Annotated in this window: 27 protein-coding genes; 13 read left to right on the forward strand and 14 right to left on the reverse strand. The window is 29.3% G+C overall.

Features of this window, described 5'->3' with window-relative positions:
• The first annotated feature begins 5 nt into the window (after window positions 1–5).
• The 8 genes from hisD (at window position 6) to ACMFBB_RS18985 (ending at window position 7,251) form a co-directional block, all read left to right on the forward strand.
• The gene (gene hisD, locus ACMFBB_RS18950; RefSeq protein WP_435262299.1) at window positions 6–1,283 is read left to right on the forward strand and encodes a histidinol dehydrogenase; all 1,278 of its coding nucleotides are present in this window, start codon (window positions 6–8) and stop codon (window positions 1,281–1,283) included.
• Window position 1,284: 1 nt separating this feature from the next.
• Window positions 1,285–2,310, forward strand: coding sequence for a histidinol-phosphate transaminase (gene hisC / locus ACMFBB_RS18955; protein WP_435262300.1), 1,026 nt, complete (start codon window positions 1,285–1,287; stop codon window positions 2,308–2,310).
• Entirely contained in the window at window positions 2,307–3,440 is a 1,134-nt protein-coding gene (gene hisB / locus ACMFBB_RS18960) for a bifunctional histidinol-phosphatase/imidazoleglycerol-phosphate dehydratase HisB (RefSeq protein ID WP_435262301.1), read from the forward strand. The genes hisC and hisB overlap by 4 nt, the downstream gene beginning before the upstream one ends.
• Before the next feature lie 5 nt (window positions 3,441–3,445).
• On the forward strand, window positions 3,446–4,027 hold the full coding sequence (hisH, locus tag ACMFBB_RS18965) for an imidazole glycerol phosphate synthase subunit HisH (RefSeq protein WP_435262302.1): 582 nt from the start codon (window positions 3,446–3,448) through the stop codon (window positions 4,025–4,027).
• A 24-nt stretch (window positions 4,028–4,051) separates the two neighbouring features.
• Complete coding sequence (hisA, locus tag ACMFBB_RS18970; protein WP_435262303.1) at window positions 4,052–4,765, forward strand: 1-(5-phosphoribosyl)-5-[(5-phosphoribosylamino)methylideneamino]imidazole-4-carboxamide isomerase; 714 nt, start codon at window positions 4,052–4,054, stop codon at window positions 4,763–4,765.
• Entirely contained in the window at window positions 4,759–5,511 is a 753-nt protein-coding gene (hisF, locus tag ACMFBB_RS18975) for an imidazole glycerol phosphate synthase subunit HisF (RefSeq protein WP_435262304.1), read from the forward strand. The genes hisA and hisF overlap by 7 nt, the downstream gene beginning before the upstream one ends.
• Window positions 5,508–6,092, forward strand: coding sequence for a bifunctional phosphoribosyl-AMP cyclohydrolase/phosphoribosyl-ATP diphosphatase HisIE (gene hisIE / locus ACMFBB_RS18980; protein ID WP_435262305.1), 585 nt, complete (start codon window positions 5,508–5,510; stop codon window positions 6,090–6,092). The genes hisF and hisIE overlap by 4 nt, the downstream gene beginning before the upstream one ends.
• A gap of 196 nt (window positions 6,093–6,288) precedes the next feature.
• Window positions 6,289–7,251, forward strand: coding sequence for a fasciclin domain-containing protein (locus ACMFBB_RS18985; RefSeq protein ID WP_435262306.1), 963 nt, complete (start codon window positions 6,289–6,291; stop codon window positions 7,249–7,251).
• Window positions 7,252–7,329: 78 nt separating this feature from the next.
• Here the strand turns inward: ACMFBB_RS18985 and ACMFBB_RS18990 are convergent, their stop codons facing one another.
• Window positions 7,330–9,174 (reverse strand): cystathionine beta-synthase, encoded by a 1,845-nt coding sequence (locus tag ACMFBB_RS18990; protein ID WP_435262307.1) that lies wholly within the window; start codon window positions 9,172–9,174, stop codon window positions 7,330–7,332.
• A gap of 310 nt (window positions 9,175–9,484) precedes the next feature.
• Here ACMFBB_RS18990 and ACMFBB_RS18995 point away from each other — a divergent pair, with 310 nt between their 5' ends.
• Window positions 9,485–10,636 (forward strand): class I SAM-dependent methyltransferase, encoded by a 1,152-nt coding sequence (locus tag ACMFBB_RS18995; protein WP_435262308.1) that lies wholly within the window; start codon window positions 9,485–9,487, stop codon window positions 10,634–10,636.
• Here ACMFBB_RS18995 and ACMFBB_RS19000 read toward each other — a convergent pair.
• Both ACMFBB_RS19000 and ACMFBB_RS19005 read right to left on the reverse strand, forming a co-directional pair.
• The gene (locus ACMFBB_RS19000) at window positions 10,615–11,016 is read right to left on the reverse strand and encodes a hypothetical protein (protein ID WP_435262309.1); all 402 of its coding nucleotides are present in this window, start codon (window positions 11,014–11,016) and stop codon (window positions 10,615–10,617) included. The two genes, ACMFBB_RS18995 and ACMFBB_RS19000, sit on opposite strands and share 22 nt — an antisense overlap.
• Complete coding sequence (locus ACMFBB_RS19005) at window positions 10,946–12,163, reverse strand: hypothetical protein (protein ID WP_435262310.1); 1,218 nt, start codon at window positions 12,161–12,163, stop codon at window positions 10,946–10,948. The genes ACMFBB_RS19000 and ACMFBB_RS19005 overlap by 71 nt, the downstream gene beginning before the upstream one ends.
• 151 nt (window positions 12,164–12,314) lie before the next feature.
• On the opposite strand from ACMFBB_RS19005, the gene yiaA reads away from it, so the two are divergent.
• Window positions 12,315–12,782: an inner membrane protein YiaA gene (gene yiaA, locus ACMFBB_RS19010; protein ID WP_435262311.1), complete on the forward strand. Its 468-nt coding sequence runs from the start codon at window positions 12,315–12,317 to the stop codon at window positions 12,780–12,782.
• A 294-nt stretch (window positions 12,783–13,076) separates the two neighbouring features.
• Window positions 13,077–14,000 carry an EamA family transporter gene (locus ACMFBB_RS19015; RefSeq protein ID WP_435262312.1) on the forward strand — a complete coding sequence of 308 codons (924 nt, stop codon included), beginning with the start codon at window positions 13,077–13,079 and terminating at the stop codon, window positions 13,998–14,000.
• On the opposite strand, the gene ACMFBB_RS19020 is transcribed toward ACMFBB_RS19015, so the two are convergent.
• The 9 genes from ACMFBB_RS19020 to ACMFBB_RS19060 form a co-directional block, all read right to left on the reverse strand.
• Window positions 13,969–14,790, reverse strand: coding sequence for a DUF1853 family protein (locus ACMFBB_RS19020; RefSeq protein ID WP_435262313.1), 822 nt, complete (start codon window positions 14,788–14,790; stop codon window positions 13,969–13,971). The two genes, ACMFBB_RS19015 and ACMFBB_RS19020, sit on opposite strands and share 32 nt — an antisense overlap.
• 5 nt (window positions 14,791–14,795) lie before the next feature.
• Window positions 14,796–15,299 (reverse strand): OmpH family outer membrane protein, encoded by a 504-nt coding sequence (locus ACMFBB_RS19025; RefSeq protein ID WP_435262314.1) that lies wholly within the window; start codon window positions 15,297–15,299, stop codon window positions 14,796–14,798.
• Between the two features lie 671 nt (window positions 15,300–15,970).
• On the reverse strand, window positions 15,971–17,296 hold the full coding sequence (locus tag ACMFBB_RS19030) for a glycoside hydrolase family 25 protein (RefSeq protein WP_435262315.1): 1,326 nt from the start codon (window positions 17,294–17,296) through the stop codon (window positions 15,971–15,973).
• Window positions 17,297–17,393: 97 nt separating this feature from the next.
• Entirely contained in the window at window positions 17,394–17,630 is a 237-nt protein-coding gene (locus tag ACMFBB_RS19035) for a hypothetical protein (protein ID WP_435262316.1), read from the reverse strand.
• 25 nt (window positions 17,631–17,655) lie between these two features.
• Window positions 17,656–19,161 (reverse strand): hypothetical protein, encoded by a 1,506-nt coding sequence (locus ACMFBB_RS19040; protein ID WP_435262317.1) that lies wholly within the window; start codon window positions 19,159–19,161, stop codon window positions 17,656–17,658.
• A gap of 156 nt (window positions 19,162–19,317) precedes the next feature.
• On the reverse strand, window positions 19,318–20,223 hold the full coding sequence (gene miaA, locus ACMFBB_RS19045; protein WP_435262318.1) for a tRNA (adenosine(37)-N6)-dimethylallyltransferase MiaA: 906 nt from the start codon (window positions 20,221–20,223) through the stop codon (window positions 19,318–19,320).
• A complete protein-coding gene (locus ACMFBB_RS19050) occupies window positions 20,223–21,041 on the reverse strand; it encodes an ion transporter (RefSeq protein ID WP_435262319.1) in 819 nt (272 codons plus the stop codon). Before ACMFBB_RS19050 ends, miaA begins: the two co-directional genes overlap by 1 nt.
• 112 nt (window positions 21,042–21,153) lie before the next feature.
• Complete coding sequence (locus ACMFBB_RS19055; protein WP_435262320.1) at window positions 21,154–21,708, reverse strand: acyl-CoA thioesterase; 555 nt, start codon at window positions 21,706–21,708, stop codon at window positions 21,154–21,156.
• The gene (locus ACMFBB_RS19060) at window positions 21,689–22,078 is read right to left on the reverse strand and encodes a 6-phosphogluconate dehydrogenase (RefSeq protein ID WP_435262321.1); all 390 of its coding nucleotides are present in this window, start codon (window positions 22,076–22,078) and stop codon (window positions 21,689–21,691) included. The genes ACMFBB_RS19055 and ACMFBB_RS19060 overlap by 20 nt, the downstream gene beginning before the upstream one ends.
• A gap of 172 nt (window positions 22,079–22,250) precedes the next feature.
• Between ACMFBB_RS19060 and ACMFBB_RS19065 the strand changes: the two genes are divergently transcribed.
• On the forward strand, window positions 22,251–23,036 hold the full coding sequence (locus tag ACMFBB_RS19065) for a choice-of-anchor V domain-containing protein (protein WP_435262322.1): 786 nt from the start codon (window positions 22,251–22,253) through the stop codon (window positions 23,034–23,036).
• A gap of 87 nt (window positions 23,037–23,123) precedes the next feature.
• On the forward strand, window positions 23,124–24,299 hold the full coding sequence (locus ACMFBB_RS19070) for a GlmU family protein (RefSeq protein WP_435262323.1): 1,176 nt from the start codon (window positions 23,124–23,126) through the stop codon (window positions 24,297–24,299).
• 37 nt (window positions 24,300–24,336) lie between these two features.
• Here ACMFBB_RS19070 and ACMFBB_RS19075 read toward each other — a convergent pair whose 3' ends face one another.
• Both ACMFBB_RS19075 and ACMFBB_RS19080 read right to left on the reverse strand, forming a co-directional pair.
• Entirely contained in the window at window positions 24,337–25,650 is a 1,314-nt protein-coding gene (locus ACMFBB_RS19075) for a hypothetical protein (RefSeq protein ID WP_435262324.1), read from the reverse strand.
• The gene (locus ACMFBB_RS19080; RefSeq protein ID WP_435262325.1) at window positions 25,601–26,086 is read right to left on the reverse strand and encodes a M14 family zinc carboxypeptidase; all 486 of its coding nucleotides are present in this window, start codon (window positions 26,084–26,086) and stop codon (window positions 25,601–25,603) included. The genes ACMFBB_RS19075 and ACMFBB_RS19080 overlap by 50 nt, the downstream gene beginning before the upstream one ends.
• Window position 26,087: the final 1 nt, after the last annotated feature.

Raw genomic sequence — 26,087 nt, forward strand, 5'->3', positions numbered from 1 at the left:
AGTAGATGAAAGCAGTAGAATTGAATAAAGATAAATGGAAATCATTATTGCAAAGACCAACAAAATCTGTAGAGGATATAGAGCAAACGGTTAATCAAATTTTCAAAGAAGTTAAAGAAGGCGGAGACGCTATTATAAATAAATACACAAACGCATTTGATAAAGTTGAATTACAAGCATTAGAAGTAAGTTCAAAAGAAATTGAAAACGCTGAAAAATTAGTTTCTAAAGAATTAAAGAATGCTATTCAAGATGCAAAAAGAAACATAGAGATTTTTCATACTGCTCAAAAAACAGCTAAAGTTGAAGTAGAAACAGCAGAAGGAGTTTTATGTTGGCAAGAGAAGAGGGCTATTCAAAAAGTAGGGCTATACATTCCTGGAGGAACTGCTCCTTTATTTTCTACCGTTTTAATGTTAGCGGTTCCTGCAAAAATAGCAGGCTGTAAAGAGATTGTTTTGTGTTCGCCTCCTGACCGTGAAGGTAAAATAAATCCAGTAATATTATATACAGCATCATTAGTAGGAGTTACTAAAATTTTTAAAGTAGGTGGTATTCAAGCTATCGCTGGTTTAACGTTTGGAACAGAAACAATACCTAAAGTGTCTAAGATTTTTGGACCAGGTAATCAATATGTAACTGTTGCAAAACAGTTATCAACCAAATATGGTGTTGCAATTGACATGCCAGCAGGACCAAGTGAATTATTAGTAATAGCAGACGACTCAGCAGATGCGGCTTTTGTTGCTTCAGACTTATTAAGTCAGGCAGAACATGGAGAAGATAGTCAGGTTGTTTTAGTGTCAGATTCACTAGACTTATTTTCTAAAGTTGAAATAGAAATAGAAAATCAATTAGCAAAATTACCAAGGAAGGAAATTGTAATTAAAGCATTAGAAAACACAAAATCAGTATTGATTAAAAATGAGGATGAAGTAATAAGTTTTGTAAATGATTATGCTCCTGAACACTTGATAATAGTAACTAAAAATGACGATTTCTTTATAAATCAAATAGTAAACGCAGGATCTGTTTTTATAGGAAAATACACCCCAGAAAGCGCTGGTGATTATGCATCAGGTACTAATCATACTTTACCTACTAACGGGTTTGCAAAAGCATATTCTGGAGTTAATTTAGATAGTTTTACAAAAAGTATTACGTTTCAAAAAATTACTAAAGAAGGAATTCAAAATATAGGTAAAACAATAGAGTTAATGGCAGAAGCAGAGGGCTTACAGGCACATAAAAATGCAGTAACTCTAAGATTAAAAGAGATTTAGGATGTTTAATTTAGAAAAAATAATTCGCGCTAATATAAAAGAGCTAAAAGGGTACTCGTCAGCAAGAGATGAATTTAGTGGAACAGCTGAAGTGTTTTTAGACGCAAATGAGAATCCGTTTGGAACTTTGAATAGATACCCTGACCCTAAACAGTTTAAAGTTAAAAAGAGACTATCTCGATTAAAAAATGTTAAGTCAGAACAAATTTTTATTGGTAATGGAAGTGATGAAGTAATTGATTTAGCTTTTAGAATTTTTTGTGAACCTGGAAAAGATAAAGCATTAACTTTTTCTCCCACTTATGGAATGTATGATGTATCTGCTGCAATTAACAATGTTGAATTAATTAAACAACCTTTGTTAGCTGATTTTCAAATTAATTTAAATCAATTACAGCCTTATTTAGAAATGGATGAAGTAAAGTTAATTTTCATTTGTTCTCCTAATAACCCTACAGGAAATTGTTTTAACGATGAGAGCATAGAATATATACTTGAAAACTTTAACGGAATGGTAATTATTGATGAAGCATATATTGATTTTAGTTCAAGAGAATCCTTCATAACTCAACTAAATAAATATCCAAACTTAATTATAAGTCAAACTTTTAGTAAGGCCTGGGGATTAGCGGGTGTAAGGGTAGGAGTAGCATATGCTAATTTTGAGGTAATAGATTTATACAATAAAGTAAAGCCTCCTTATAATATAAGTACATTAAATCAAAACGCTGTTTTAGAGTCGTTAAATAATACAACACAGTTTGAGATAAATAAAAACATTATTATAAAGGAAAAGGAAAATCTAGTAAAAGAATTAAAAAAAATAAAACTAGTACTAAATATATTTCCAACTGAAGCTAATTTTATTTTGGTTGAAGTAACTAATGCTGATACTATTTATATCAATTTAGTAGAGCAGAAAATAATAACAAGAAATAGAAATACTTTAGTAGACAATTGTATACGAATAACCGTAGGAAGTGCTGAAGAAAATACTAAGTTAATAAACGCATTAAAACAATTATGAAAAAAATATTATTTATAGATAGAGATGGAACTTTGATTAAAGAACCAGCAGATGAACAAACTGATTCATTTGAAAAATTAGAATTTTATCCTAAAGTATTTCAAGGCTTAAGTAAAATTGCTTCTGAATTAGATTTTGAATTGGTTTTAGTAACTAACCAGGATGGTCTAGGGACTGAGGTATATCCTGAAGATACTTTTTGGCCTGTTCATAATTTTGTTATGAATACTTTAAAGGATGAAGGTATATTTTTTACTGAAGAGATTATTGATAGAACTTTTGCTAAAGATAATCAGCCAACGAGAAAGCCTAATACAGGATTGTTAACTAAGTTTTTTTCTGAAGAGTATGATTTAGCAAATTCATTTGTAATTGGAGATCGTTTAACTGATGTAGAATTAGCAAAAAACTTAGGGGCTAAAGGAATATATATAAATGATGAAACTTTTTTAGGTACAGATGAAATCACTGTTAAAAGAAGTGATTTAGATGAGTTTATAGCCCTAGAAAGTAATGATTGGAATGTAATTTATGAGTTTTTAAAGTTAAAAGAAAGAACAGCTAGTATAGTAAGAAATACAAATGAAACAAAAATTAATATTCAATTAAACTTAGACGGAACAGGCAAAAGTAATATTGATACTGGAATCGCTTTTTTTGATCATATGCTAGATCAAATTGCACGTCATGGGCAAATGGATTTAGATATAAAAGTTGTTGGCGACCTGGAAGTAGATGAGCACCATACTATTGAAGATACTGCTATTGCTTTAGGTGAAGTTTTTAATAAAGCTGTAGGTAATAAATTAGGAATTGAGCGCTATGGTTTTTGTTTACCAATGGATGATTGTTTAGCGCAAGTAGCTATAGATTTTGGAGGTAGAAATTGGCTAGTTTGGGAAGCAGAGTTTAAAAGAGAAATGGTTGGTAAAATGCCTACTGAAATGTTTTTTCACTTTTTTAAATCATTTACAGATGGAGCAAAGTGTAACTTAAATGTTAAAGCGGAAGGTGTAAACGAACATCACAAAATAGAAGCGATTTTTAAAGCTTTTGCAAAGGCAATAAAAGTAGCAGTAAAACGAGATACTAGTAAAATGATTTTACCTTCAACTAAAGGAACTTTATAGACAAGATGATTGCAATTATAAAATATAACGCAGGGAATATAAGATCTGTTCAAAATGCAGTTATGCGCTTAGGGTATACTAGTATAATAACCGATAATCCAGAAGAAATAAGAAAAGCTAAAAAAGTTATTTTTCCTGGGGTTGGAGAGGCAAGTTCTGCAATGGCGTATTTAAAAGAAAGAAAATTAGATGAGGTTCTAATTTCTTTAACACAACCTGTGCTTGGTATTTGCTTGGGCTTACAACTTATGTGTACTTCGTCTGAGGAAGGAAATACTAAATGTTTAGGTATTTTTGATACTTTTACTAAGCAATTCCCTCCTTTGAAAAAAGTACCACATATGGGGTGGAATAATTTTTCAGAAATAAAAGAATCTAAGGTAGTCGAAAATTTAAATGAAGGAGATGATGTTTATTATGTACATAGTTATTATGCAGATGTATGTATGAATACAGTTGCTAGTTGTAATTATATAGTTCCTTTTAGTTCTATTATGCAAAAAAATAATTTTTATGCAATGCAGTTTCACCCTGAAAAATCAGCTAGTGTTGGAGAGAAATTATTAAATAACTTTCTAAGTATTTAAAGAGTAACCGTTAAATAAATAAAAATGAGAATTATACCAGCCATAGACATTATTGAAGGAAAGTGTGTGCGCCTTACAAAAGGAGATTATGCAACAAAAAAAATATACAATGAAAACCCAGTAGAAGTAGCAAAAAAATTTGAAGATAGTGGAATTCAATTTTTACATTTAGTAGATTTAGATGGAGCAAAATCTAATCATATAGTAAACTATAAAATTTTAGAGCAAATAGCTACAAAGACTAAATTGAAAATAGATTTTGGAGGAGGATTAAAATCTGATGATGATTTACGTATAGCTTTTGAAAGTGGAGCTAATCAAATAACTGGAGGAAGTATTGCGGTTAAGAACCCTGATGTTTTTATTGGATGGTTAGCTAATTATGGGAATGATAAAATTATTTTGGGCGCAGATTGTAAAAATAGAAAAATAGCAACACATGGTTGGTTAGAAACTTCAGAAGTAGATGTTATTGAATTTATCAAAGAATATGAAGAAATAGGAATTAAAAATGTTATTTGTACTGATGTTGCTAAAGATGGAATGTTACAGGGAACTTCTAATATTTTGTACAAAGAAATAATAAAAGAAACAAATGTTAACCTTATAGCTAGTGGAGGGGTTTCATCTATGGATGATTTAATATTACTAAAAGAAATGAAATGTGAAGGGGCTATTTTAGGGAAAGCAATTTATGAAGGGTATATAACCTTAAAAGAATTAGAGCAATTATGTTAAAAAAACGAATCATACCATGTTTAGATATTAAGAATGGTAGAACAGTGAAAGGAGTCAACTTTATAGATATTAAAGATGCGGGTGACCCTATAGAATTAGCGAAACAATATGTAAAGGAAGGTGCAGATGAGTTAGTGTTTTTAGATATTACAGCAACGGTTGAAAATCGTAAAACCTTGGTTGAGTTAGTTGAACGTATTGCAGAAGAAATTAATATTCCCTTTACTGTAGGTGGAGGTATAAGCTCAGTGGAGGATGCTTTAGTTTTAATTAAAGCTGGAGCAGATAAGGTGAGTGTTAATTCATCAGCTGTAAAAAATCCAAAACTAATAACAGATTTAAAAAACCGTTTTGGAAGCCAGTTTGTAGTGGTTGCTATTGACACTAAATATGAAAATAATCAATGGAAAGTGTTTACAAAAGGAGGGAGAAATGAAACTGAATTAGAGACAATTTCTTGGAGTAAAAAAGTTGAAAAACTTGGAGCTGGAGAAATTTTATTGACTTCGATGAATAGCGATGGAACTAAAGAGGGTTTTTCAATCGATATTACCAATTCAGTTAGTAAAGCAGTAAATATTCCTGTCATAGCATCAGGCGGAGCAGGAGTAGAGGAGCATTTTAAAGAAGTATTTATAAAAACAGAAGCTAGTGCAGGATTAGCAGCGAGTATTTTTCATTTTGCTGAAATACCAATACCAAAACTTAAACAATATTTAAAAAATCAAAACATACCTATACGATGAATATAGATTTTACAAAAGGAGATGGATTAGTTCCAGTTATAATCCAAAATAATTCCACATTACAAGTATTGATGTTGGGGTATATGAATAAAGAAGCTTTTTTACAAACCCAAAAAGATAAAAAGGTTACATTTTTTAGTAGAAGTAAAAACAGACTGTGGACCAAAGGAGAAGAGTCTGGGAATTTTTTATTAGTAAAGGACATTCAAATAGATTGTGATAATGATACTATTTTAATCAAAGTAGTACCGCAAGGACCAACCTGCCATAAAGGAACTACTTCATGTTTTGCTGAAGAAACATCAAAAGGTTTTTTATATGAATTAGAAAGAACAGTAAGTAATCGTATCGATAATGACATAGAAACTTCATACACCAATAAGTTATTTAAAAGGGGAATAAATAAGGTAGCTCAAAAAGTTGGAGAAGAAGCTGTAGAACTTGTAATTGAGGCTAAAGATGATGATGATAACTTGTTTAAAAATGAAGCAGCTGATTTGTTATATCATTTTATAATCTTATTAAAGGCAAAAGGTTTCTCTTTAATTGAAATTGAAGAAATTTTGAAAGAAAGAAATTAATGTTTAATATTTATTGTTGTTTGTTAAACAAAAATTTGTATATTTGGATGGCGCTTTATAGTAAAATACCACAAGCGCTATTTTTTTAGCTAAATTAATCTTGTTTAATTTATTTACGCATATGTTAAACAATGTCTAAATTAACCGAAAAAAGACATAAAATAAAGAGTAGGTATTAATGTAAAATCTATTAGAAATGTTTACTAAAAATTTTAAAACTGTTCTAACACTTAGTTTATTATTATGTTTTTCATTTTTTACTTCATGTAGTGATGATGACGTAATTGAAGAAAAACCAAAAGACATTGTAGAATTAGCATCTGTAACTCCAACATTAAGTACTTTGGTTGCTGCTGTTCAAAAAGCCGGATTAGTTGATGCTTTAAAAGGAGATGGTCCACTAACTGTATTTGCACCTACAAATGATGCTTTTCAAGCATTATTAGACTCTAATAGTAGTTGGAATTCTTTAGATGATATTCCTGCAGAAACATTAAAGAATGTATTATTGTTTCATGTATTAACTTCTAAAGTCAAGTCAAACAATCTCTCGGATACATATGTGAATACATTAGCCGTTGGACCTAATGATGAAAATCTATCACTTCAAGTGGAAACAACTGGAGGTGTTGAGTTCAATGGTGACTCAAAACCAGTTACTGTTGATGTTGAAGCGACCAATGGAATAGTACATATAATTGACAAGGTAATGTTACCTCCGAATGTAGTTACATTGGCATTAAATAATGCGGGATTTTCTAATCTTGTAGCTGCCTTAACTGATACAAGGCATACAACTGATTTTGTAGCCGTATTAACCGGAGCTGGTCCTTTCACTGTATTTGCACCAACCAATAAAGCTTTTGAAGAATTACTTGATAGTAATGCTTCATGGAATTCTATAGGGGATATTCCAATAGCTACTCTTGATGCTGTATTGAAGTATCATGTTGTTAATGGAGCAAATGTGCAATCTAACGAATTAACAAATAACCAAGAAATTACAATGTTGTCAGGAGATAAAGTAACTGTTGATTTGTCTAGTGGTGCAAAATTGAAAACAACAAGCAATCAATCTGTGGTTATATCGTCAACTGATGTTCAGGGGGCAAATGGAGTAGTTCATGTAGTTGACACTGTTCTTTTACCAGGAAACTAAATGGATTAAAAATATTTAGGGATTAGAATTTAAAAACTGTCTAAAAATTATTTTTTAGACAGTTTTTCTTGTTATGGATTATATTTGGTTGACAAATTTTAGAAATACTTTTTTGTGAAGTTCAAAATCTAAATCAGATGAAAGAGCAACACGAACAATGTAATCTTTATCACCTTCTTTAGTAGTACCTTGAGTTGAGGTTGCTGGTATTGTCCAATAGCATCCTTTTAGTTGACCATAACTTACACAAAATTTACTTTCATTAGGGATTTCAGTAATCATTAAATTTATTAATTTAAGATTTAAAGCCCTTTTGTAAGTTTCTCTTTCTTCATCAGTATTTCCTTTTGTAGGAAGGTCTAAAGAAAAAACAGAAGGAGTAAAACCTTGTAAAGCTAATTCTTCTGACACAAAATTTATTTTAGCATTGGGTAAATTTTCTTTAATGAAATTTACAAATTCACGTGTATATTTATAAGCATCATGAATTCTTTGATTCATAGAAGGTAATTGTTTTGCTAATATCTCCATTTGAAGGCTTGTAGCTTCATTATCACAAAGACGTAAATGAAAATTTATTTTTTTCAGCAAAGCTTCAGAACTTTTATTTGCAACACAATACCCAGCTGTACATTTACCACCACTTGGGAATTTAGATCCACTAACATATGATATTGTCCTAGTAGATGAGAGTATATCATTTTTGCCTAAAAAATGGGTGTTTGGGCAAAATGTTTGATCTAAAATAAAAACAGGAGCTATGGCAACCTCACCAATTGATGTAGTACGTTTTTTATTTAAAACATTTTTTAATTCTAATAGATTAGGTACTTCAACTCTAGGGTTCGTAGGGATTTCTGCTATTATATAAGGAACTGCATCTTGGTTTGCAATGTCTTCTAAAACAATATCAATACTTTTTACCATATCATTACCACCATCTACAGGTAAATCCATTACTTCTACATTATTAATACATGTTGCGACCCTTCTTGCTTGATCATTAGTACCTCCATAACAATTTGGCGGAACAACTATTTTAATGGCTTTTCCTTTATGATTTTCTACAGCATCATGAATTAGCCCCATAACAATAGCGTATTGCATAGAAAGACCGCTTGAGGCAACAAGAGCTTTGGTGTTGGCTCCAGTAATTTCTTTAATTGAATTTAAAACAATTGATTTAGTAGAATCATTATCGTTAAAAGTATTCTTAGGGGGTGTTTTGTTTAAAAGAGATTTTATAGCGTATAGACTGTTTGCAGGAGTCATGGCTATGGTTTCTCTTCTCCGAACATGTTGGATTTCTGAAATATAATTTTTATTATCATTACCATTTACAACTAAAATACTACCTAAGCTATCATGTATATTGATTAAGAAATCAATAGTAGGGTCAAGGTTAAAATCATATATTTCATTTTCTTGAGAAATAAAAATAGTACTTCCATTAAATTCAGAAGTGTCTTTGATGTTTTCAACTTTTTTTAACTCAAATTGATACCCATAAATACTTTTTACTATTTCGGTGTCAAAAAACTCTGGAAGTTTCTGTGTGTAAATTATTCGAGTATTTTTTTTCGCTAATAAGTTTTTCCTTAAAACAGCTAAAATAGGAACTGTTTTAGATGAAAAAGAGATAACATTTTCAGCATCTAAATTGTTTAGGTTTGCAATAATCCACTCAAGTAAACAAGATAAAGGGTGACCTAAGCGTATATAATCAAAAGCAGTAGGTAGTTTATTTAAAGCTATTGAGCTAGCGTTGTTTTTTTTAAATAAAGACTCAAAATGTTCTAAAAATTGAGTTTTAGCTAGTTTTTCTTCATAAATATCTAGTCGATGAGTAGTTAGGTTAAGCCAATCAGTAGGCATATTTTCTAACACATCTTTAATATAATTTAGCATTTTATTTTCTTGCATAATTGGTATCTTTAGATAGATTCGCAAGATACATTAAATAGAGTTTTTTTTTATTGTTTCAATCTTTTTTCCACTCAAAATATCCTATTGTGTGGTATATCATGCATTAGAGTTTTTATACCCACGTTATCCCTCTTTGGTAGTCTATTTCTTTAGTTATATTATCCTTTTTGATAATAAGTTTTTAATTCAAATTTTTATGATTTCACTCTATTCATATTGTTATTACAAATTTCTTAATTGCTTTTAATTATATTTTTAGTGTCTTTATCTGATGTTTAAATAGAAACTTATTAACTATTTTTGCATCATGAATGAATTTCAACAATTAAGAGATACTTTAAGTCAAAGCATTTTAAATGCTAATTTTGTAAAAATGACTTTAAGTAAGCCAATAAAGAAGAGTGATGGGCTACCAAATGTATATGTAAGATTGGTAAAGATTAAAGGAGCTGAGGTTTTGCAATTTACATATCATTATACTACAAATGATAAAGTGAAAAATTATACAATAACAGAGGCTTTATCTGAATTAGAAATTCTATTATTAGATAACTTTAGAGCTGCAACTTTATTTACATTAAAAAATGATTTGTTGGTTTTTATTTCTAAGAAGAAAAAGATTTCTTACAAACTAAATGCTCCTAGTTTTAAGAATAAGTTACCTGACACGCATGATAAACCAAAAGAACGTTTAGCAGAAGCTGGTAAGTATTTACAATATATAGGCATCACTGATAAAGATGGAAAAGTTATTCATAAAATGGCAGATAAATATCGTCAAATAAATAAATACTTGGAGATTATTGAAGGGTTGCTAAAATCCACTAAATTACCTAAGCATATTCATATTGTTGATATGGGGTCAGGTAAGGGATATTTAACATTTGCTTTGTATGATTATTTAGTGAATTTGAAAAAGTACAACGCTACTGTCACTGGAATAGAACTACGCTCTGAATTAGTAAAATACTGTAATGATGTAGCAAAGAAAAGCGATTTTAAAAATTTATCATTTGTAGCGCAGCCTATTCAGGAGTATGATACCAATAAAATTGATATTTTAATAGCATTACATGCTTGTGATACAGCAACTGATGATGCTATTTATAAAGGATTATCAGCGAAAGCTGAATTAATTATTTGTGCACCGTGTTGTCACAAACAAATTCGTCAACAAGTTAAAGGTAAAGAACAAGATAGTCCACTTTTAAAGTACGGAATTTTTAAAGAACGTCAGTTTGAAATGGTAACGGATACAATTCGTGCGTTAATTTTAGAAAAAAATAATTACAACACTAAGGTTTTTGAATTTATTAGCAATGAACATACGCGAAAAAACGTGATGTTGGTAGGAAGTAAATCGTCGAAAAAGAATGATAGCTCTAAAATTGAAGATAAAATAAGAAGTTTAAAAAAGACATATGCTATTGAAAAGCACTATTTAGAAACGTTATTATAGTTTTCAGTATCGAGATCTTCGATTTTTGTTTGTTGAATTAAATCCAAAGTACTATCAAATATAGTTTGTTGTTTGATTTTACTTTTTAACCAAGCATAGAAGCTCATAACAAAAATATCTTCTTGTTTGGCCCCAATAAATTCGAATGAAGTTTCAACTTTATTTAAAAAATCTTTGGTTTTTGAAGCTTTAGGATTTCGATAATAAATTTCGACTAGTTTTAAAAAATTAATAACTCTAAATTGTTGTATGTTTTTTAGATAGGTGTAGTGTTTTCTTTTAAAGCTAAGTAGTCTTGATTCAAATAAATCAATATTTTTTAATTCTAGGTGTAATAGAATTTCGATTAAATTTTTCTTTATGGTCCGATTCAATTCCATTCTTGTCAATATACCATTTGTCAGAGTGGTAGAATTTTGAAAATAATTGACTTGCTTTCTTTAGTTGGTTGTTCTGAAAATAAAACATGAGTAGACTTAAATGGATATCCAAAGCTGTTTTGGTTTCAATATTTTTTTTACTAATGATTTTCTCTAAAGTTTGTATGGCTTCATTCTGATTATTAGTATAGTTTTTGTTTAAAGCTAAAAGAAGTAGATAATTAAATTTGAAATTATTATAGTACTTCTTTTTATTTGATAGCATATGAGTATGCATGAGGTTTAAGTAATGCATAGATTTTTCAAATTTCTTATTTCTAAATAAAGTATTAGCAATTAGGTAAAGTATTCTAATATGGTAAAATAGTTGTTTATTATTTTCCTTTTTCTTTTCTAATTTTTTGTAAGTATTTATCAAAAAGGATTCTACTTTTATAAACTCTTTATTTGCAAAGGCAGAAATACTAACAATTGTTATTAGTTGATATAATGATTTGAAAGACATCGAATTGTTAATACTAATATTATGTTCTTCAAATATAGTATTGGCTAATGTTCTAAAATCTAAAAAGTTTTCATTATCATGATTAACTGTTTTTAAAACTTGTCTGATTTTGGCATATACTATATTCAATTCCTCTTGAAGAAGATGATTTTTCTGGTTCTCTTTAAAGGAAATAATTATGTCATTAATATTAATGGAAGGAAGCGTATATGCGTATTGTATTTTAGTATGGTAGATTTCGGTTAAAATAGTATAAAGCTGAAATTCTTTTGCTATTCGTTCAGCCTTATCTAGAATTTTATAAGCTGCTTTATAGTTTTTATGGAAAAAAAAATCTCTAGCAACTAAGATATATTTAACCAACAACATATCAGTAGAATTTTCATCTTGTAATTTGTTATTAGCAATAAAATCAATTAAAGAAGTATATAGTCTTTGCTTAAGTGTGTAATATGCTTCTTTTTTTAAACTACCATATAATGTATTACAAATTTCTTTAGTAGAAGTTTTACCTTTTAATATAAGTTTAAATAAATCGATGTTTTTTGTGTCTCTTCTTTTATTTTTTTTTTGTAAAAAAGTAATAAATTTTTGTTGTTCATCTATAGAAAAAGAAGAAATAATTATTTCAATATTTGACATTATATCGTTGGTTTATTTTTATTTATTACTAGTAAATGTAGTATTTTTTGTGTGTTTTTATATTAAATATATCGTTATTTTTGGTAGGATTAAGTGTTTTTAGTATTTAGATAAATTAGCATTTTTGAAGCATATATAAAAATATAAGATTATGAACACACAAGGAGAAACTTTTGAAAAGGAAAAGAAAAGAAAAAATAAAAAGGAGGAATTTAATCAAAAACCAACACCAGCATTTATAGGCGCCTCTTGGTTCGTTTTATTGATCGGTATTTCTGCTTATTGCATTGGGTTATGGAATGCTGATATGAAATTTAATGAAAAGGGATATTATTTTACAGTGCTATTGTTTGCACTCTTCTCAGTTATTTCTGTACAAAAGTCAGTAAGAGATAAGTTAGAGGGAATTAAAGTTACTGAGATCTATTATGGAATGAGTTGGTTTACAACAATCATAGCTATTGTTTTATTGGTAATTGGACTTTGGAATGCTGATTTATTATTAAGTGAAAAAGGTTTTTATGGTATGTCCTTTACTTTAAGTCTTTTTGCATCAATAGCAGTGCAAAAAAATACAAGAGACCTAGAATACATTAAAGATAGCTCAGTTGAAAGATAAAGCAAAGGTTTAGTTTTTTAGAATGTATGTTTTCATTAAATTTTAAAATAAAGCAAAAGAGGCAGTCCCCCCGGATTACCTCTTTTTTCAATCTAACTACTAATTTATGTACTAAAAATGAGAATTAAATTTTTGAATATATTATAAATATACTTCAGAAGGTTATTAGAAGGATTGATTATTAGTTGAATGTACTAAAGCTATAGACGAATGATTGTTTTTTAGCAAGTGAGTTAAAAAAAAATAAGGATTAAAGTAAAAAAACAGTACATTTATGTACGTAACAAAAACTTAATGAAAAAATCAACATTACTAGTAATACTAGCATTTTTCTCAATCTATGTGATTTGGGGATCAACTTATTTGTTTAATAAAATAGCTGTAGCAGAAATACCACCTTTTTTCTTAGGATTTATAAGGTTTACATCAGCAGGGATATTAATTATGATTATAGCAAAAGCTATGAAAAAAGAATTGAAAATAACTAAAAGTCAATTTTTAAACTCAATTATTGCTGGTTTTCTTTTTTTAGTATATGGAAATGGTGTTTTTGTTTGGGCGTTAAGATATGTAGATAGCGGTTTTGCTGCTTTATTAGCATCAACGCAGCCACTATTTGTGCTGTTTTTAATGCGTTTAATTGATGGTAAAAAAATGCAAAAAAAATCAATTATTGGAGTTTGCCTAGGAGTCTTAGGAATGTATTTATTGGTAAGTCAACAAGAGATTTCTAATACAGAAGGGAGTGTTTTAGGTATTTTTATGATTTTTAGTTGTGTGCTAAGTTGGAGTTATGGTAGTGTTTTTGTTTCTAAAGCCGATTTACCTAAAAACTTTTTTGTGAGCACAGGGTATCAAATGTTGATTGCTGGTTTCTTGTTATTCGTAGCTAGTTTAGTGTTTAATGAAACATGGAATCCACCTACTAACTGGACATATAAAACTCAAATATCAATGGTGTTACTTATTATATTTGGAGGTATTGTTGCTTTTACCGCATTTAATTATTTATTAAAGTCGGTTTCTACTGAAAAAGTAGCTACATCAGCATACGTAAATCCAGTTATTGCTCTGTTTTTAGGATGGTATTTTTTAGATGAAGAATTAACAGTACAATCAATAGTTGCGTCTATTATTCTATTAACGGGTGTTTATTTTATAACTTCTAGGAAAAGAATAGCGAAGCTTAAAGTGACCACCAAACCACAAAAAATTTAATTAATTCACCATTACTTTTTTTTAACCAACAAAGAGGAGAATTTTGTTCTGACATAAATTTTGTTAGTTCTTGTATAAATGTTGAATGTATTTGCCAATGTACATTCGTATGTGGAATAATAAGCCAATCGTGTTTTTTTGGAATGAAAAATTTACAATCTGAAAATTTAGATAATTCTTTTAGAGAACAATAAAAACCAATAATACATTGATTATTTATTAGTGGGTAATCTTTCTTTATAGTGTTAATAGGTATAAATAACTGTGCTTTAAAATAAGTTTGTTGTTTGATTTGATGAATTGGTAATTTTAATTGCTTTAAATAGTTTTTACATTCTTTAGTGTAGAGAAGTGGTAGTTGTTTTTCTTTGAGTTTTGTGAGTTTTTGAGATAAAGAATCTTTTCTATTAGGACCAATCCAATATTCAATTTCATTGGAGCCTTTGGAAGAATCATACAAATAAAATTTATAGATAATTTCTAAGTGTATTGGAATATTGTTTTGAGTAAGTAGACAATCTAATTCACCTAGGGTGATTTTTTCTCGTTGTATTTGAATGTTTTCAGCAAGTATATGTATTGATTTTTTTTGTTGTAATTCAAAAGTAACAAATCTTTCTACTAACTTCCCTAACCTAAGTTTTTTTTGGATAGTTGAGGAAAATGAATCGGTATTACAAACGTTATTATCAAATTGAACCAAATCAAAAACACCTTTTCCATGCCATAGAAAAGGTGTTTGTAAAAATCCTTCGTATTGTAACTGCAAATCTTTCGATTTTTTGTGCATAAAATTTATTCTTTAATACCTAGTTTTGCTAAAACTAGTTTGGTAATATCATAACGGTCATCAATATAAGCAAATTCATTTCCATTAGTAGTTAAAATTTGGCTATAACCATTAGCTTTAGCTACTTCTTTAACAACTTCATTTAATTTTCTATATATAGGGCGCATATATTCATCACGACGAAGTTGCATCATTGTGCTACCATTTTTACGAAACTTTGCCATATCTTGTTCTAAAGTAGCCAACTCTTGAACTTTTGTTTTTCTATCATTATCAGTAATAGTTTTTTCTACTTTTTTAAGAGATTCTATTTTAGATTTATAGGTTGCAGCTTTTATTTGGAAAGAAGAGTCTAGCTCTTTACCATAATTCTCTAGTCTTTTAATAACACTTTTCATTTGAGGCATTTTTCCAACAATTAAATCGCTGTTAACAGTGCCTACTTTGGTTTGAGCACTTATTAATCCGATAAAAAAAATAGATATAAAAAAAGTAATTTTTAATTTCATGTTTGTTCGTTTTCAGCAAATATATAAAAGTGAGTGATTTAGTTGTCTAAAAATTAGTTAAAAATTTATAGTTATTTTACCTTAATAATTAATTTGAGAATAGAATTCAGAATTAATTTTTACTGATTATTTAAATATTTGTCAATAGTTAAAATGTAGTTGTTGTACTAATAATTTAATGAGTGAGGAGCTGTGAAAAATAAATCATTTTAATTTCAATAAGTTTATAATTGATTTTAATTCTTAATCACCCTGTGTTTTAAAGTAAAAATCCGTCACTATAATAGTTCTTATTATTACAATAAATAAACCAGGTTTAAAAACATGAAAGATTGATTTATTAGAAAATTATTTAGTTAAAATAACTAGAATAAATAAGTAGTAAAAAATGAATATTGATTGACTTAAAATATACATTGTCTTTCTTTTAGCGATTCTTAATGAGTTACTTATTAAAAGTAATCCAATAGATATAGTACTAATACTAACCAACCAATTGTAAAATTTAAAACTAAATTTATTCATGGATAAGTGTGTACACTATCTGTTAATACTAAGTATTTGCGCACTCTCTTTTGAATAATTTATTCCATGACTAGATATGAATTCATACTAGCCTAGAGCTAGAATTGAGCTACTAATTTTCAATATCGAAAGAAATGGCAATATTATTATTCATTTACATTAAGTACATTCAAGTCGGTTAAAATTGAATTAACTTTAAAGGAAGAGGTTTTTTGCCAAAGTAACCACCCTTTATCTTTCCAAACATTTGGTACTTTGGGTTGTGTTTTAGAATCATAATCCGCAACCCATAAAGGATATTTAGAAAAACGCTTGTCAGTTAAGTATTCATTAGCATAATAATAACTAGAGTATATTACAGGGCGAACTCCTGATAAATTCTCAAGATGTGTTATAAAAGTGATTAGTTTTTTTTGAATAGTCTTTGCATTAGGAATAGAATTGGTACTCCCACTTTCAATATCTACTATCGGAGGAAAATCGTTACTGTTTCTATCTTTAATATTATTCCAAAAATACTCTGCTTGTTTTATAGGTGAATCTTCAACGATAAAAAAATGGTAAGCCCCTCTTTTTAAATTCATTTTTTGTGTACGTAACCAATTTAGCCGAAACATAGGGTCAGTTAAAGTTAGACCTTCTGAAGCTTTGCATATAACAAATGAAATGCTATCAGGAAGAGAATGGTTTAAAACAGTTCCATTCCATCTAGAAATATCAATTCCGTACTTTTTAACTGCTTCTGTATTTTGTGTAGTTTTTATTATTTCTTTATGTGCAATTATTGAATCGTATTTTTGTAGTAATTGTTGAGTTTTTTTGTGATGGTGTGTGAAAAATAAGCCTGATAAAAATAGTACTAAAAAAACGGGTATAAGGCTAATTAAATGAAACTTATGAAAGAAGTTTGTTTTTGGTTTAATGAGCTCTTCTGTTTGAGGTTTAAAAGATTTTATAAGGTCAAAAATTCGATCAGATATTAACAGCTTTCCAATCATGTTTTTAATAATAAAGAAACTATCATTAAATTCAATTCCTTTATAGAGTACTATACCGTTTTTATTTTTAATTTCTTCAGGTTTTATACTATGCAAACCTTCATTATTTAAAACTAGTTTTTTGTTTTCAATTCTAGGGTTAATAAACTCATCACTTATAAAGCTTACTCGTTCTCTTACATAATGATTGTTTCTGAATAAAGAAATATATCCATGAGAATCTAAATAATTTAAAAGAGCAACGAACTGGCTAAATTCTTGAATTGCGACCTTTCTTTTATCAACATCATTAAAAATTTCAACTGATAAAAAATACATAGCGTATTGTTCATTTAATTGAATTATAATTGCTTTACCTTCTGATTTATTAAAAAATATTTTTTCCAATATATTTTTTACATCAGTAATCTCATTAACTGGAGATGTACTAATTTCCTCTATAATTTTCTTTTCAAAATCATTAAAAACATTCATTTAAATAAAGGACTTTCTGGTATTGTTTTTTTACTAAAAAGAGTAAGTAGCGTTAAATTTAACGCTACTTAAAATTTATTATTTTTGAATATGGTGATTAGGCCTTAATCCATTTTTTTCCATTCCAAGTAAAAGATTTCCCATTATCAGGTTTGGACTGGTTAGATTTAAATTTACCTTCTGTGATATTGGTTGATCCCTGTTTTGTTAAGTACTCTTTTATATCAGTAGTAAACTGATTAGATTTCCCATGGTCATGAGCTCCCATTTCACCATAACAGATCGAATCTCCTGGGCCGTCATAACTAAATTTTTGTACATAAAATAAAGGCATATTGTATAGGTTTTAGAAATTAGTATTATTCATCAGTAGAAGCAGAGCTTTCTGAAGAGTTAGAAGTGTTAGAAGAACCACTTGGGCTATCATCAGCAGCACCAGCTTTATTGTATTTATTAGGGTAGTATTTAGCTAGCCAAGCTCTAGCGATTTCTGATTGAGTTATTGGTTTTAAATAATAGTTAACAGGTACTCCAAGATTATCACCACCTTCAATACATTTATTAACATAATCTTCCAGAGCTGTCATCATCGAATTAGTATCAATAATTTGATTTTGTCCATCGTCAATATCTGATACACCACTAAGTGTTGCAGCAATAGTAGCATTTTTAAGTTGAATCATTTGTTCTCCAGTTCTGGCTGCGGTAGCAGCTTCCCCTATAGTATTGTTTTCGCTTGCAGTAGCTCCTTGCAACGTCGCTAATTCTTCCATAGATTTTTTTGGGTCGAAATCAGTAAAACTCTTAACTGCCATGGCTACCTGATTAGATTTAATAGATGGAATTATACCCATCGTGATAAGGGTTGCATGTGAAGTTACATTTTGAGTACTTAATAAATTTTTTGCACTATTTGAGAATGAAGAACTCACACCAAAACCACCAGTTCCAGAAGCAAACCAACCTCCTATGTCAAATGTTTCTTGCATTGACGCCGCAATTGATTCCATACTTTGGCTAGACTCTGATTCAGTGGTGTTTAAAACATGTACCATACCAACAAATGATGAACCATAAGTTGCTCCTGACAAGATATTGAATGAACCATCTCCTTGTGTTTCTGAAGTGGCTTCAATTTTAGCCATGGAAGCTGGGTCATTTGTTTTCATCATATTTTTAGGGTTCATTGCGTTCCAAACCCTAACAGCTTTATCTACATCTAAAATATAAGGAGCAAAAACTTGTGCGTTTTTATGGGTACAAGTAATTGTTACTACTAATGTACCTGCAATACTATGGCGTGAATGTTGACTATTCATTTGAGCTTGAGCAGATGCTGAAGCTTGAGAAGATCTTCCTTCTCCAAAAATACTTAATGATTCACTGACAAAAGCAGAAACAGTGGCAGCATGGCTAGATGAACTCTGTGAATTTTGATCAAATGAAAAATATTGACAGTTCATTTGTAAAGAATCAGAAGAAATAGCTAGTTTTTTTAACTGACTTTTGTTGTAGTCAATTGGGCTTTCAACACTTTCGTTAACAGCATTCATTTTCGATTTTAATGGCTGTATTTGTTTTTCGGATTTAATTTTTGCCTTGGCATAATTGACTACCGCTTTTTTTATTTGATCTCCTACATTTTGAGATTCTTGAATTACTTCATCAGCATCAATTCCCATACCAATCATTTCTTGAATGGTCATATCAATACTACGTTTTAAAGCTATAAGTGAATTTAATTCACTTTCAGCAGCATCAGCAGGGGTCTGTAATTTTGAAATTTGGACTATGTTTTCTAGTTTTTCTTTAGAAACAATATTACCCAAAACTAAGGACGGGTCATATGGGATTGTAGATGGCATATATATAGTTTTATTTTTAGTTTGAGCAAATGAAATTATTGATTAAAAAATAAAATATATAGTTGAATTCCTCTAGCAATAAAAATTTGAGAACAAGCGTAAATTAATAAGGAATTAAAGCGATAAAATAAAATATTAAAAACACACCCGTATGCGTTACTCCAATAAAGAGTTAATTTTACTTACAATTGTTAAATGATTCTCTTCAAAATCAAACCAGTTGATATTTGGGTCTTTTCTAAACCAAGTGCCTTGTCTTTTTGCGAATCTTCTGGTGTTTTTTTTAATTTCTTCAATAGCGAAATCTAATGTGAAATCACCATCAAAAAAAGAGAATAACTCCCTGTATCCAACTGTTTGTAATGCGTTTAAATGTTTGTGGTTATATAGTTTTTTTGCCTCTTCAAGTAGTCCAGATTCCATCATAATATCTACACGTTTGTTAATACGATTATACATGATTTCTCTATCGGCTGTTAGTCCTATTTTTATACTTTTAAAATTGCGAGGAGCTTTGGGGTTGTTTTTAAAAGAGGAATATGTTTTGTTGGTTCCAATACAAATTTCTAAAGCACGAGTTAATCTATGAGGGTTGTTTATAGCTATGGTATTAAATGCTTCAATATCGAGTTTTTCTAATTGTTCTTGAAGGTGAGTAATTCCTTTTTCTTCTAATTGTTGAGTTAAATCTATTCTAATTTGAGGGTTAACATCTGGAAAATAGTCTAAACCTTTTAATACTGCATCAACATATAATCCACTACCGCCAACCATTATCTGAGTTGGATTTTTCTTAAAAAGAACAGTTAGTGTAGCCAATGCATCTTTTTCAAATTGGCCAACATTATAGTCTTCAAATATACTTCTGTTTTGAATGTAGTGATGAGGGGCAGAATTAAGTTCATTCTCATCAGGAACTGCTGTTCCTATTTTCATTTCTTTATAAAACTGACGCGAGTCACATGAAATAATGTCGCACCCAAAGTGCTGAGCTAATTTAATACTTAAAGCTGTTTTACCAATGGCTGTAGCGCCGACAATAGTAATTAGAGTATTTGTCATTAATTATGAAGTTTACTACCACAATGACTACAGAATATAGCATCATCATTATGTTCTCCATGAGAACAATTTGGGCAGGATTGAGTGTTTAGATTGATATCATTAACTTTTGTCATTTCAGAAGTTACAATACCAGTAGGAACAGCAATAATACCATACCCCAAAACCATAATAATACTAGCAACAAACTGACCAAAAGGAGTATGAGGCGCAATATCGCCATATCCAACAGTAGTTAATGTAACAACAGCCCAATAAACACTTCTTGGAATACTAGTGAACCCATTTTCACCGCCTTCTATCAAGTACATAATTGTACCAAGAATCATACATAAAATAAGTACAAAAAAAAGAAAAACTGCAATTTTTGCTTTGCTTGCCTTTAATGCTTTTATAAAATTATTTGATTCTCCTATAAATCGAGCTAGTTTTAATATTCTAAAAACACGTAATAAACGTAGTGCTCTTAAAGCAACCAAACTATGAGTTCCTATGAAAAAAATAGACAGGTATTTAGGTATAGTTGATAAGAAATCAATAATACCATAAAAGCTAAATATATATTTAGATGGTTTCTTTATAGAGATTATTCTTAATATATATTCAATAGAGAAAAGAATAGTTAAAATCCATTCACCAACATTTAAAATGTTTCCATACTTTAACTCAATTTCATCAACACTTTCTAGCATCACAAAAAGTACTGAAGATAAAATTGCTATTAATAAAATAATATCAAAAAGTTTACCAGCGCGAGTGTCAGCTTCATAAATAACTTCATGAAGTGTATCTTTCCAATTTTGTGGTTGCTGTTTCAAAAAAATAGTAATTAAGTATAAAACAAAAGTATGTTATTGAACTTTTGTAACCAAATTTAGTGATTAGAAGAGGAGATAATAATTTTGAGCATAAAAACTTAGAGTTGCTGGATTACAAATCTATTTTTACGTTATAAGCTTCTAAATCTTTGATATAATCATTAGGGGCAAAATGATCACTGTCAAATTCTTCTTGACGCTTTTTTTTCATTTCAATGCGTTTAATTGCTTTTAAAAATCGTCTCATTTCAATATCATCATTAATAATAATGCCAGGAACAGAAACACCTTGACCGTCTTCATTTTTAGAAACCATCGTAAAGTAAGAGGAATTACAATGGTTTACTTTTTTTGTTTGAATATTTTCAGATTCTACACGTATTCCAACAACCATTGAGGTTTTTCCAACATAATTAATAGAGGCTTTCATTGTTACTAATTCTCCAACTTCTATAGGGTTTAAAAAATCTACGGTGTCAACAGAAGCCGTTACACAGTAGGTTCCAGAGTGCTTTGAAGCACATGCAAAAGCAATTTGATCCATTAAATTGAGAATATACCCTCCATGAATTTTACCACTAAAATTAGTATGCGATGGAAGCATAAGTTCAGAAATACTTATACGAGTTTCCTCAACATTTTTAAAATTATTGTTCTTTTTTCTCATTTGTAATTCCTCTAAAATGTGGAGATTGTTCTTTTTCAACTTTTGTTATGAAATATTTGGTGTCTCCTAACCAAAAGAAAGTGCTAAAACGTTCAGTGTAATGTACTTTTACATACCTTCCTTGATATTTTTGTAAGTCTTTAATTACCTTCTCGTTTTTATCTTCTACAGAAAAAGCAAAGATTTGTGCACCAGATATACCTTGACTAATTTCACCTTCCCAAGTTTTTATGGCAACTCCTTTGTAGCTAATTTTTATGAGTTCACCTGAACGTACACCTTCACTGTAAGGAACAAAATAAATAAATGCATAGTATAGTCCAGCGATTAATGTTATTATAATGAGTATTAAAGCTAATATTTTTTTCATAAATATATTTTATGATGTAAAGATAATTATAAAAAGTATAGGTAAGTGTTTATGAATTGAAACTATAGATTTGGTAATTTTTAAGTGTTTTTGTTTTGTTATTTGTAATAAATTAACTGTAATTAATTTATATTATTAATGACTTAACTTAAATATTATAAATACAACAATTATGAGGAAAGACTATTTTTTTAAATTAACACTATTTATTATTCCTTTATTAGGTTTTATGTTTATTTCTTTTTCAGGAGGAAGAGATAATGCTTTTTCTAGCTCTCCAGGAGATTCAAATAATAATTGTACCTCCTGTCATGCAGGCACTGCTTCTGCTGCAAATTTAACGGTAACAACAGATATACCACTAACAGGGTATGATTTTAATACTGAATATAATATAACGGTTACGAATTCAGGAGGAGGAACAAGAAATGGATTTCAAGTAACAGCAGAAAAAGATTCAGATAATACTAAGGTAGGAACTTTTGCGTCTGGTGGAGCAGATACAAAAGCAGTTAACAATAATTCTAGAGCGACTCACACTAGTTCAGGAAATACTCAAAATACCTGGAGTGTGAAATGGACTTCACCTAATAGTAATGAAGGAAAAGTAACTTTTTATGCAGCTTCAATATCTGGAAATGGAAATGGAAATACTGAAGGAGATACTACATATACTGGCAATTCAGGTTCAACACCTTCTTTGGGTGTAGATGATGCAAAATTATTAAAATTTGCAATGTATCCTAATCCAGTTAGAGACGTAGTTAAAATAGAACTGCCTGCTGAAACCAGAGAAGCTAAGGTTATGGTATATGATTATACAGGGAAATTATTGAAATCTGAAAACGTTTCTTTGATTCAAAAGGAGGTTAGTATTGATGAATTACCAATAGGAGTATATTTGTTAAAAGTAATTTCTGAAGATAAATTAGGAGTAAAACATTTTATAAAAAAATAACAAAAAAGAGTGTTGTTTTTCTAATCGATTGTAATTTTTACAATCGGTTTTTTATTGTAAGTTTGTTCATCTTCAAAAATAAGAATAATGAATTACATTTTATTTGATGGTGATGTACGAAATGCTTTATTACCATTTACTTATACTAAACCTGTTGCTGACATAAGAGTTGGTATTTTAACTATTAGAGAAAAGTGGGAGAAATTTTTAGGATATACAACTACTACAATTACTGAAAATTATTTAGAAGATAAATATCCAATGGTAGAAATGGAAGAAAATGTATTGATAAATGCTTCTTTTTTACCAACAAAAAGAGTAGTTGAAATGGTTATAGATTTAAAGCCTAATCAAGCAATATTTAAAGACGAAGATGTAATTGCTTTTTATACTAGTGATTCACAAGAGGAAGTAGATTTTTCTAGTTATGATGCTATAGAGTTTGAGGGAGAAATGTTACAAATTAAAAATACTTGGGATATATTTTCATTAAATGCAAAAGCTTTAAAAGCTGACTTTGATTTAATAACGGAAGGTAGAGAGTCTGAACCAATACCCGAAACAGTTAATTGTATAAATAAGGAAGATATTTTCTTAGAAGAAGGAGCTAAGTTATCTTTTGCTACTTTAAATGCAACCAACGGACCTATTTATATAGGCAAAAACGCTGAAATAATGGAAGGCTGCCTTATAAGGGGAGGGTTTGCTATGTGTGAAAATTCTGTTTTAAAAATGGGAGCAAAAATATATGGAGCCACTACATTAGGACCTTATTGTAAAGTAGGAGGAGAGGTGAATAATTCAGTGCTTTTTGGATATACTAGTAAAGGACATGAAGGTTATTTGGGTAATTCAGTTCTTGGTGAGTGGTGTAATTTAGGAGCTGATACTAATAATTCTAATTTAAAGAATAATTATGCAGAGGTTAAATTATGGAATTATGAAACAGGGAGGTTTGCAAAAACAGGATTGCAATTTTGTGGTTTAATGATGGGAGATCATTCTAAGTGTGGAATTAATACAATGTTTAATACAGGTACAGTTATTGGTGTTTCTGCTAATATTTTTGGTAGCGGTTTCCCTCGTAATTTTGTCCCATCATATAGTTGGGGAGGAGCTTCTGGGTTTTCTGAGTATAAAACAAATAAAGTATTTGAAGTAGCTGAAGTAGTAATGAAAAGAAGAAATATAGCGTTTGATGATCAAGAAAGAAAAATTCTAGAACATGTGTTTAATGATACAAAACAATATAGAAATTATTAAAAAAATATAACCCTCAGTTCTTGAGGGTTTTTTGTGGTTAATATATTTTATAAATAGGTAGTTTTAAATGTGCTTGCTCATAGTGTTTAGTTTTTTTGTAAACAAAATATAATTGAGCATATGGATTTTTAGCAAAGCTTTTATCTGCTTTAATTTTCTTATCTAACTCCTTTTTAGTTGTAGGGTTCTCTTTCAAGAATTGTTCTGCAATATCTTCAAAAACATAACTTGAAAACCCTTCTTTTTGTTGAAGTATGGTGTCAAAAAAATTCCAGTTAAAAAAAGAGTCAGTAGCTTCAGCTTCTAAAGTTTCAATAATATATCGAATACCTTTTTGTTGTGTTGAAATGTATATATCACCTTTCCTAAATTTAACAGTTTTAATTGTTTTTTTTACTGTAGTATTATAGTGTAAATAATGTCCTTCATAAGCTGATTTTCTGGTGTTGAAATTAGCTATGTGCTGAGTTTCTACAGTTAAAATTGTGTCATGTTTAAAATGAGTATATGCAATACCATTGTTTCTGAGTCTTTCGGTTACTTTATGCCAACCTTTTTGTAAAATATAGGCTTTTGGTATTGTTATTTCTTTAATTGCATTAAAGTTATTATAGTAGGGAATTTTTTTAGTGTAAGGTTTAGATTTGTCATAAAACAAACGTTTACCGTTTGTTACCTCACTCTTAATGTAGCTGCCTTCATACCCTTTAAAGAGTAGAGAGGTAGGATTACTCTTATTTGCTTTAAATGCAATTGGGTACGTTTTTTTAGTTAATAATTCTTTCGTGTTTTTTTTTCGTAGTTCTTTGATTTTTGAGGATTTCTTTTTTGAAAAATCTAATGTAGAAAGTAATAGTTCATAGGTTTGCTCTACACGAATTTTATAGGGCTTTAGCATGTGAGTTTCTACCATTAATCCTAGGGTATTAAAAAGAGTAGTGTACCCTGTTGAATATCTTGGTGAATCGAAAAATTGAGTCCAACCTTTTTCAGGAGTACTTCCCCATACATTAACATAAGGAGTAATAGGTATTTGTTTCTTAGCTAAAGATTTTTCTATGTATGGACGCATTTCTTTTTCTAAAAAAACACCGAGACTACCACCTAATTTATTATGTTGTGTAAATAAATGAGTAATCGCATACTGATAATCGGCACCGTTACTTACATGGTTATCAATAAAAATATCTGGATTAACCGAGTGAAAAATAGTAGCAAAAGCTGCGGCGTTTTTGGTGTCTTGTTTTATAAAGTCTCTATTTAAATCAAAATTTCTAGCATTACCTCTAAAACCATATTCTTTAGGTTCGATTTTGATTCGCTCTTGAGTGAGAGTTTCTATTAAGAGCACCACCGATATTGTATATAGGAATGACACAGATTAAAGAGTTTAAGTACGTCTTTTTTAAAGAATCATTTTGAACAATATCTCTTAATAGCATCATGGATGCATCAATGCCATCTGATTCTCCAGGATGAATACCATTATTAATTAAAATTCTATTTTTTGTTGAATTTTTTAAACTTTTTAAATCGATATCGCCATCGTTATTAAATACAACTAAATGAAGAGGCTTTCCAGAATCTGTTTTCCCAACTTCAAATAATGAAATTTCGTTATATGAATTAGCTAAATTTTTATAAAATGAAATTACTTCATTGTATTCAGGGGTTTCGGTACCGTTAGATTTTTCAAAGAGAGTGGTGAAGTCTTTCTTTTTAGCTTTTTCATTTTGATTACAAGAATTTAAAAATATGAAAAGTAGTAGTAGAGTTAGTTTTTTCATA

Origin of the sequence: Tenacibaculum sp. nBUS_03 (genome assembly GCF_051201695.1) — a bacterium.
Classification (GTDB): domain Bacteria; phylum Bacteroidota; class Bacteroidia; order Flavobacteriales; family Flavobacteriaceae; genus Polaribacter.

What these genes read in the sequence shown, in the direction of transcription:
- hisD (WP_435262299.1), top strand. Translation starts at nt 6, where the DNA reads ATGAAAGCAGTAGAATTGAATAAAGATAAATGGAAATCATTATTGCAA.
- hisC (WP_435262300.1), top strand. Translation starts at nt 1,285, where the DNA reads ATGTTTAATTTAGAAAAAATAATTCGCGCTAATATAAAAGAGCTAAAA.
- hisB (WP_435262301.1), top strand. Translation starts at nt 2,307, where the DNA reads ATGAAAAAAATATTATTTATAGATAGAGATGGAACTTTGATTAAAGAA.
- hisH (WP_435262302.1), top strand. Translation starts at nt 3,446, where the DNA reads ATGATTGCAATTATAAAATATAACGCAGGGAATATAAGATCTGTTCAA.
- hisA (WP_435262303.1), top strand. Translation starts at nt 4,052, where the DNA reads ATGAGAATTATACCAGCCATAGACATTATTGAAGGAAAGTGTGTGCGC.
- hisF (WP_435262304.1), top strand. Translation starts at nt 4,759, where the DNA reads ATGTTAAAAAAACGAATCATACCATGTTTAGATATTAAGAATGGTAGA.
- hisIE (WP_435262305.1), top strand. Translation starts at nt 5,508, where the DNA reads ATGAATATAGATTTTACAAAAGGAGATGGATTAGTTCCAGTTATAATC.
- ACMFBB_RS18985 (WP_435262306.1), top strand. Translation starts at nt 6,289, where the DNA reads ATGTTTACTAAAAATTTTAAAACTGTTCTAACACTTAGTTTATTATTA.
- ACMFBB_RS18990 (WP_435262307.1), bottom strand. Translation starts at nt 9,174, where the DNA reads ATGCAAGAAAATAAAATGCTAAATTATATTAAAGATGTGTTAGAAAAT.
- ACMFBB_RS18995 (WP_435262308.1), top strand. Translation starts at nt 9,485, where the DNA reads ATGAATGAATTTCAACAATTAAGAGATACTTTAAGTCAAAGCATTTTA.
- ACMFBB_RS19000 (WP_435262309.1), bottom strand. Translation starts at nt 11,016, where the DNA reads ATGGAATTGAATCGGACCATAAAGAAAAATTTAATCGAAATTCTATTA.
- ACMFBB_RS19005 (WP_435262310.1), bottom strand. Translation starts at nt 12,163, where the DNA reads ATGTCAAATATTGAAATAATTATTTCTTCTTTTTCTATAGATGAACAA.
- yiaA (WP_435262311.1), top strand. Translation starts at nt 12,315, where the DNA reads ATGAACACACAAGGAGAAACTTTTGAAAAGGAAAAGAAAAGAAAAAAT.
- ACMFBB_RS19015 (WP_435262312.1), top strand. Translation starts at nt 13,077, where the DNA reads ATGAAAAAATCAACATTACTAGTAATACTAGCATTTTTCTCAATCTAT.
- ACMFBB_RS19020 (WP_435262313.1), bottom strand. Translation starts at nt 14,790, where the DNA reads ATGCACAAAAAATCGAAAGATTTGCAGTTACAATACGAAGGATTTTTA.
- ACMFBB_RS19025 (WP_435262314.1), bottom strand. Translation starts at nt 15,299, where the DNA reads ATGAAATTAAAAATTACTTTTTTTATATCTATTTTTTTTATCGGATTA.
- ACMFBB_RS19030 (WP_435262315.1), bottom strand. Translation starts at nt 17,296, where the DNA reads ATGAATGTTTTTAATGATTTTGAAAAGAAAATTATAGAGGAAATTAGT.
- ACMFBB_RS19035 (WP_435262316.1), bottom strand. Translation starts at nt 17,630, where the DNA reads ATGCCTTTATTTTATGTACAAAAATTTAGTTATGACGGCCCAGGAGAT.
- ACMFBB_RS19040 (WP_435262317.1), bottom strand. Translation starts at nt 19,161, where the DNA reads ATGCCATCTACAATCCCATATGACCCGTCCTTAGTTTTGGGTAATATT.
- miaA (WP_435262318.1), bottom strand. Translation starts at nt 20,223, where the DNA reads ATGACAAATACTCTAATTACTATTGTCGGCGCTACAGCCATTGGTAAA.
- ACMFBB_RS19055 (WP_435262320.1), bottom strand. Translation starts at nt 21,708, where the DNA reads ATGAGAAAAAAGAACAATAATTTTAAAAATGTTGAGGAAACTCGTATA.
- ACMFBB_RS19060 (WP_435262321.1), bottom strand. Translation starts at nt 22,078, where the DNA reads ATGAAAAAAATATTAGCTTTAATACTCATTATAATAACATTAATCGCT.
- ACMFBB_RS19065 (WP_435262322.1), top strand. Translation starts at nt 22,251, where the DNA reads ATGAGGAAAGACTATTTTTTTAAATTAACACTATTTATTATTCCTTTA.
- ACMFBB_RS19070 (WP_435262323.1), top strand. Translation starts at nt 23,124, where the DNA reads ATGAATTACATTTTATTTGATGGTGATGTACGAAATGCTTTATTACCA.
- ACMFBB_RS19080 (WP_435262325.1), bottom strand. Translation starts at nt 26,086, where the DNA reads ATGAAAAAACTAACTCTACTACTACTTTTCATATTTTTAAATTCTTGT.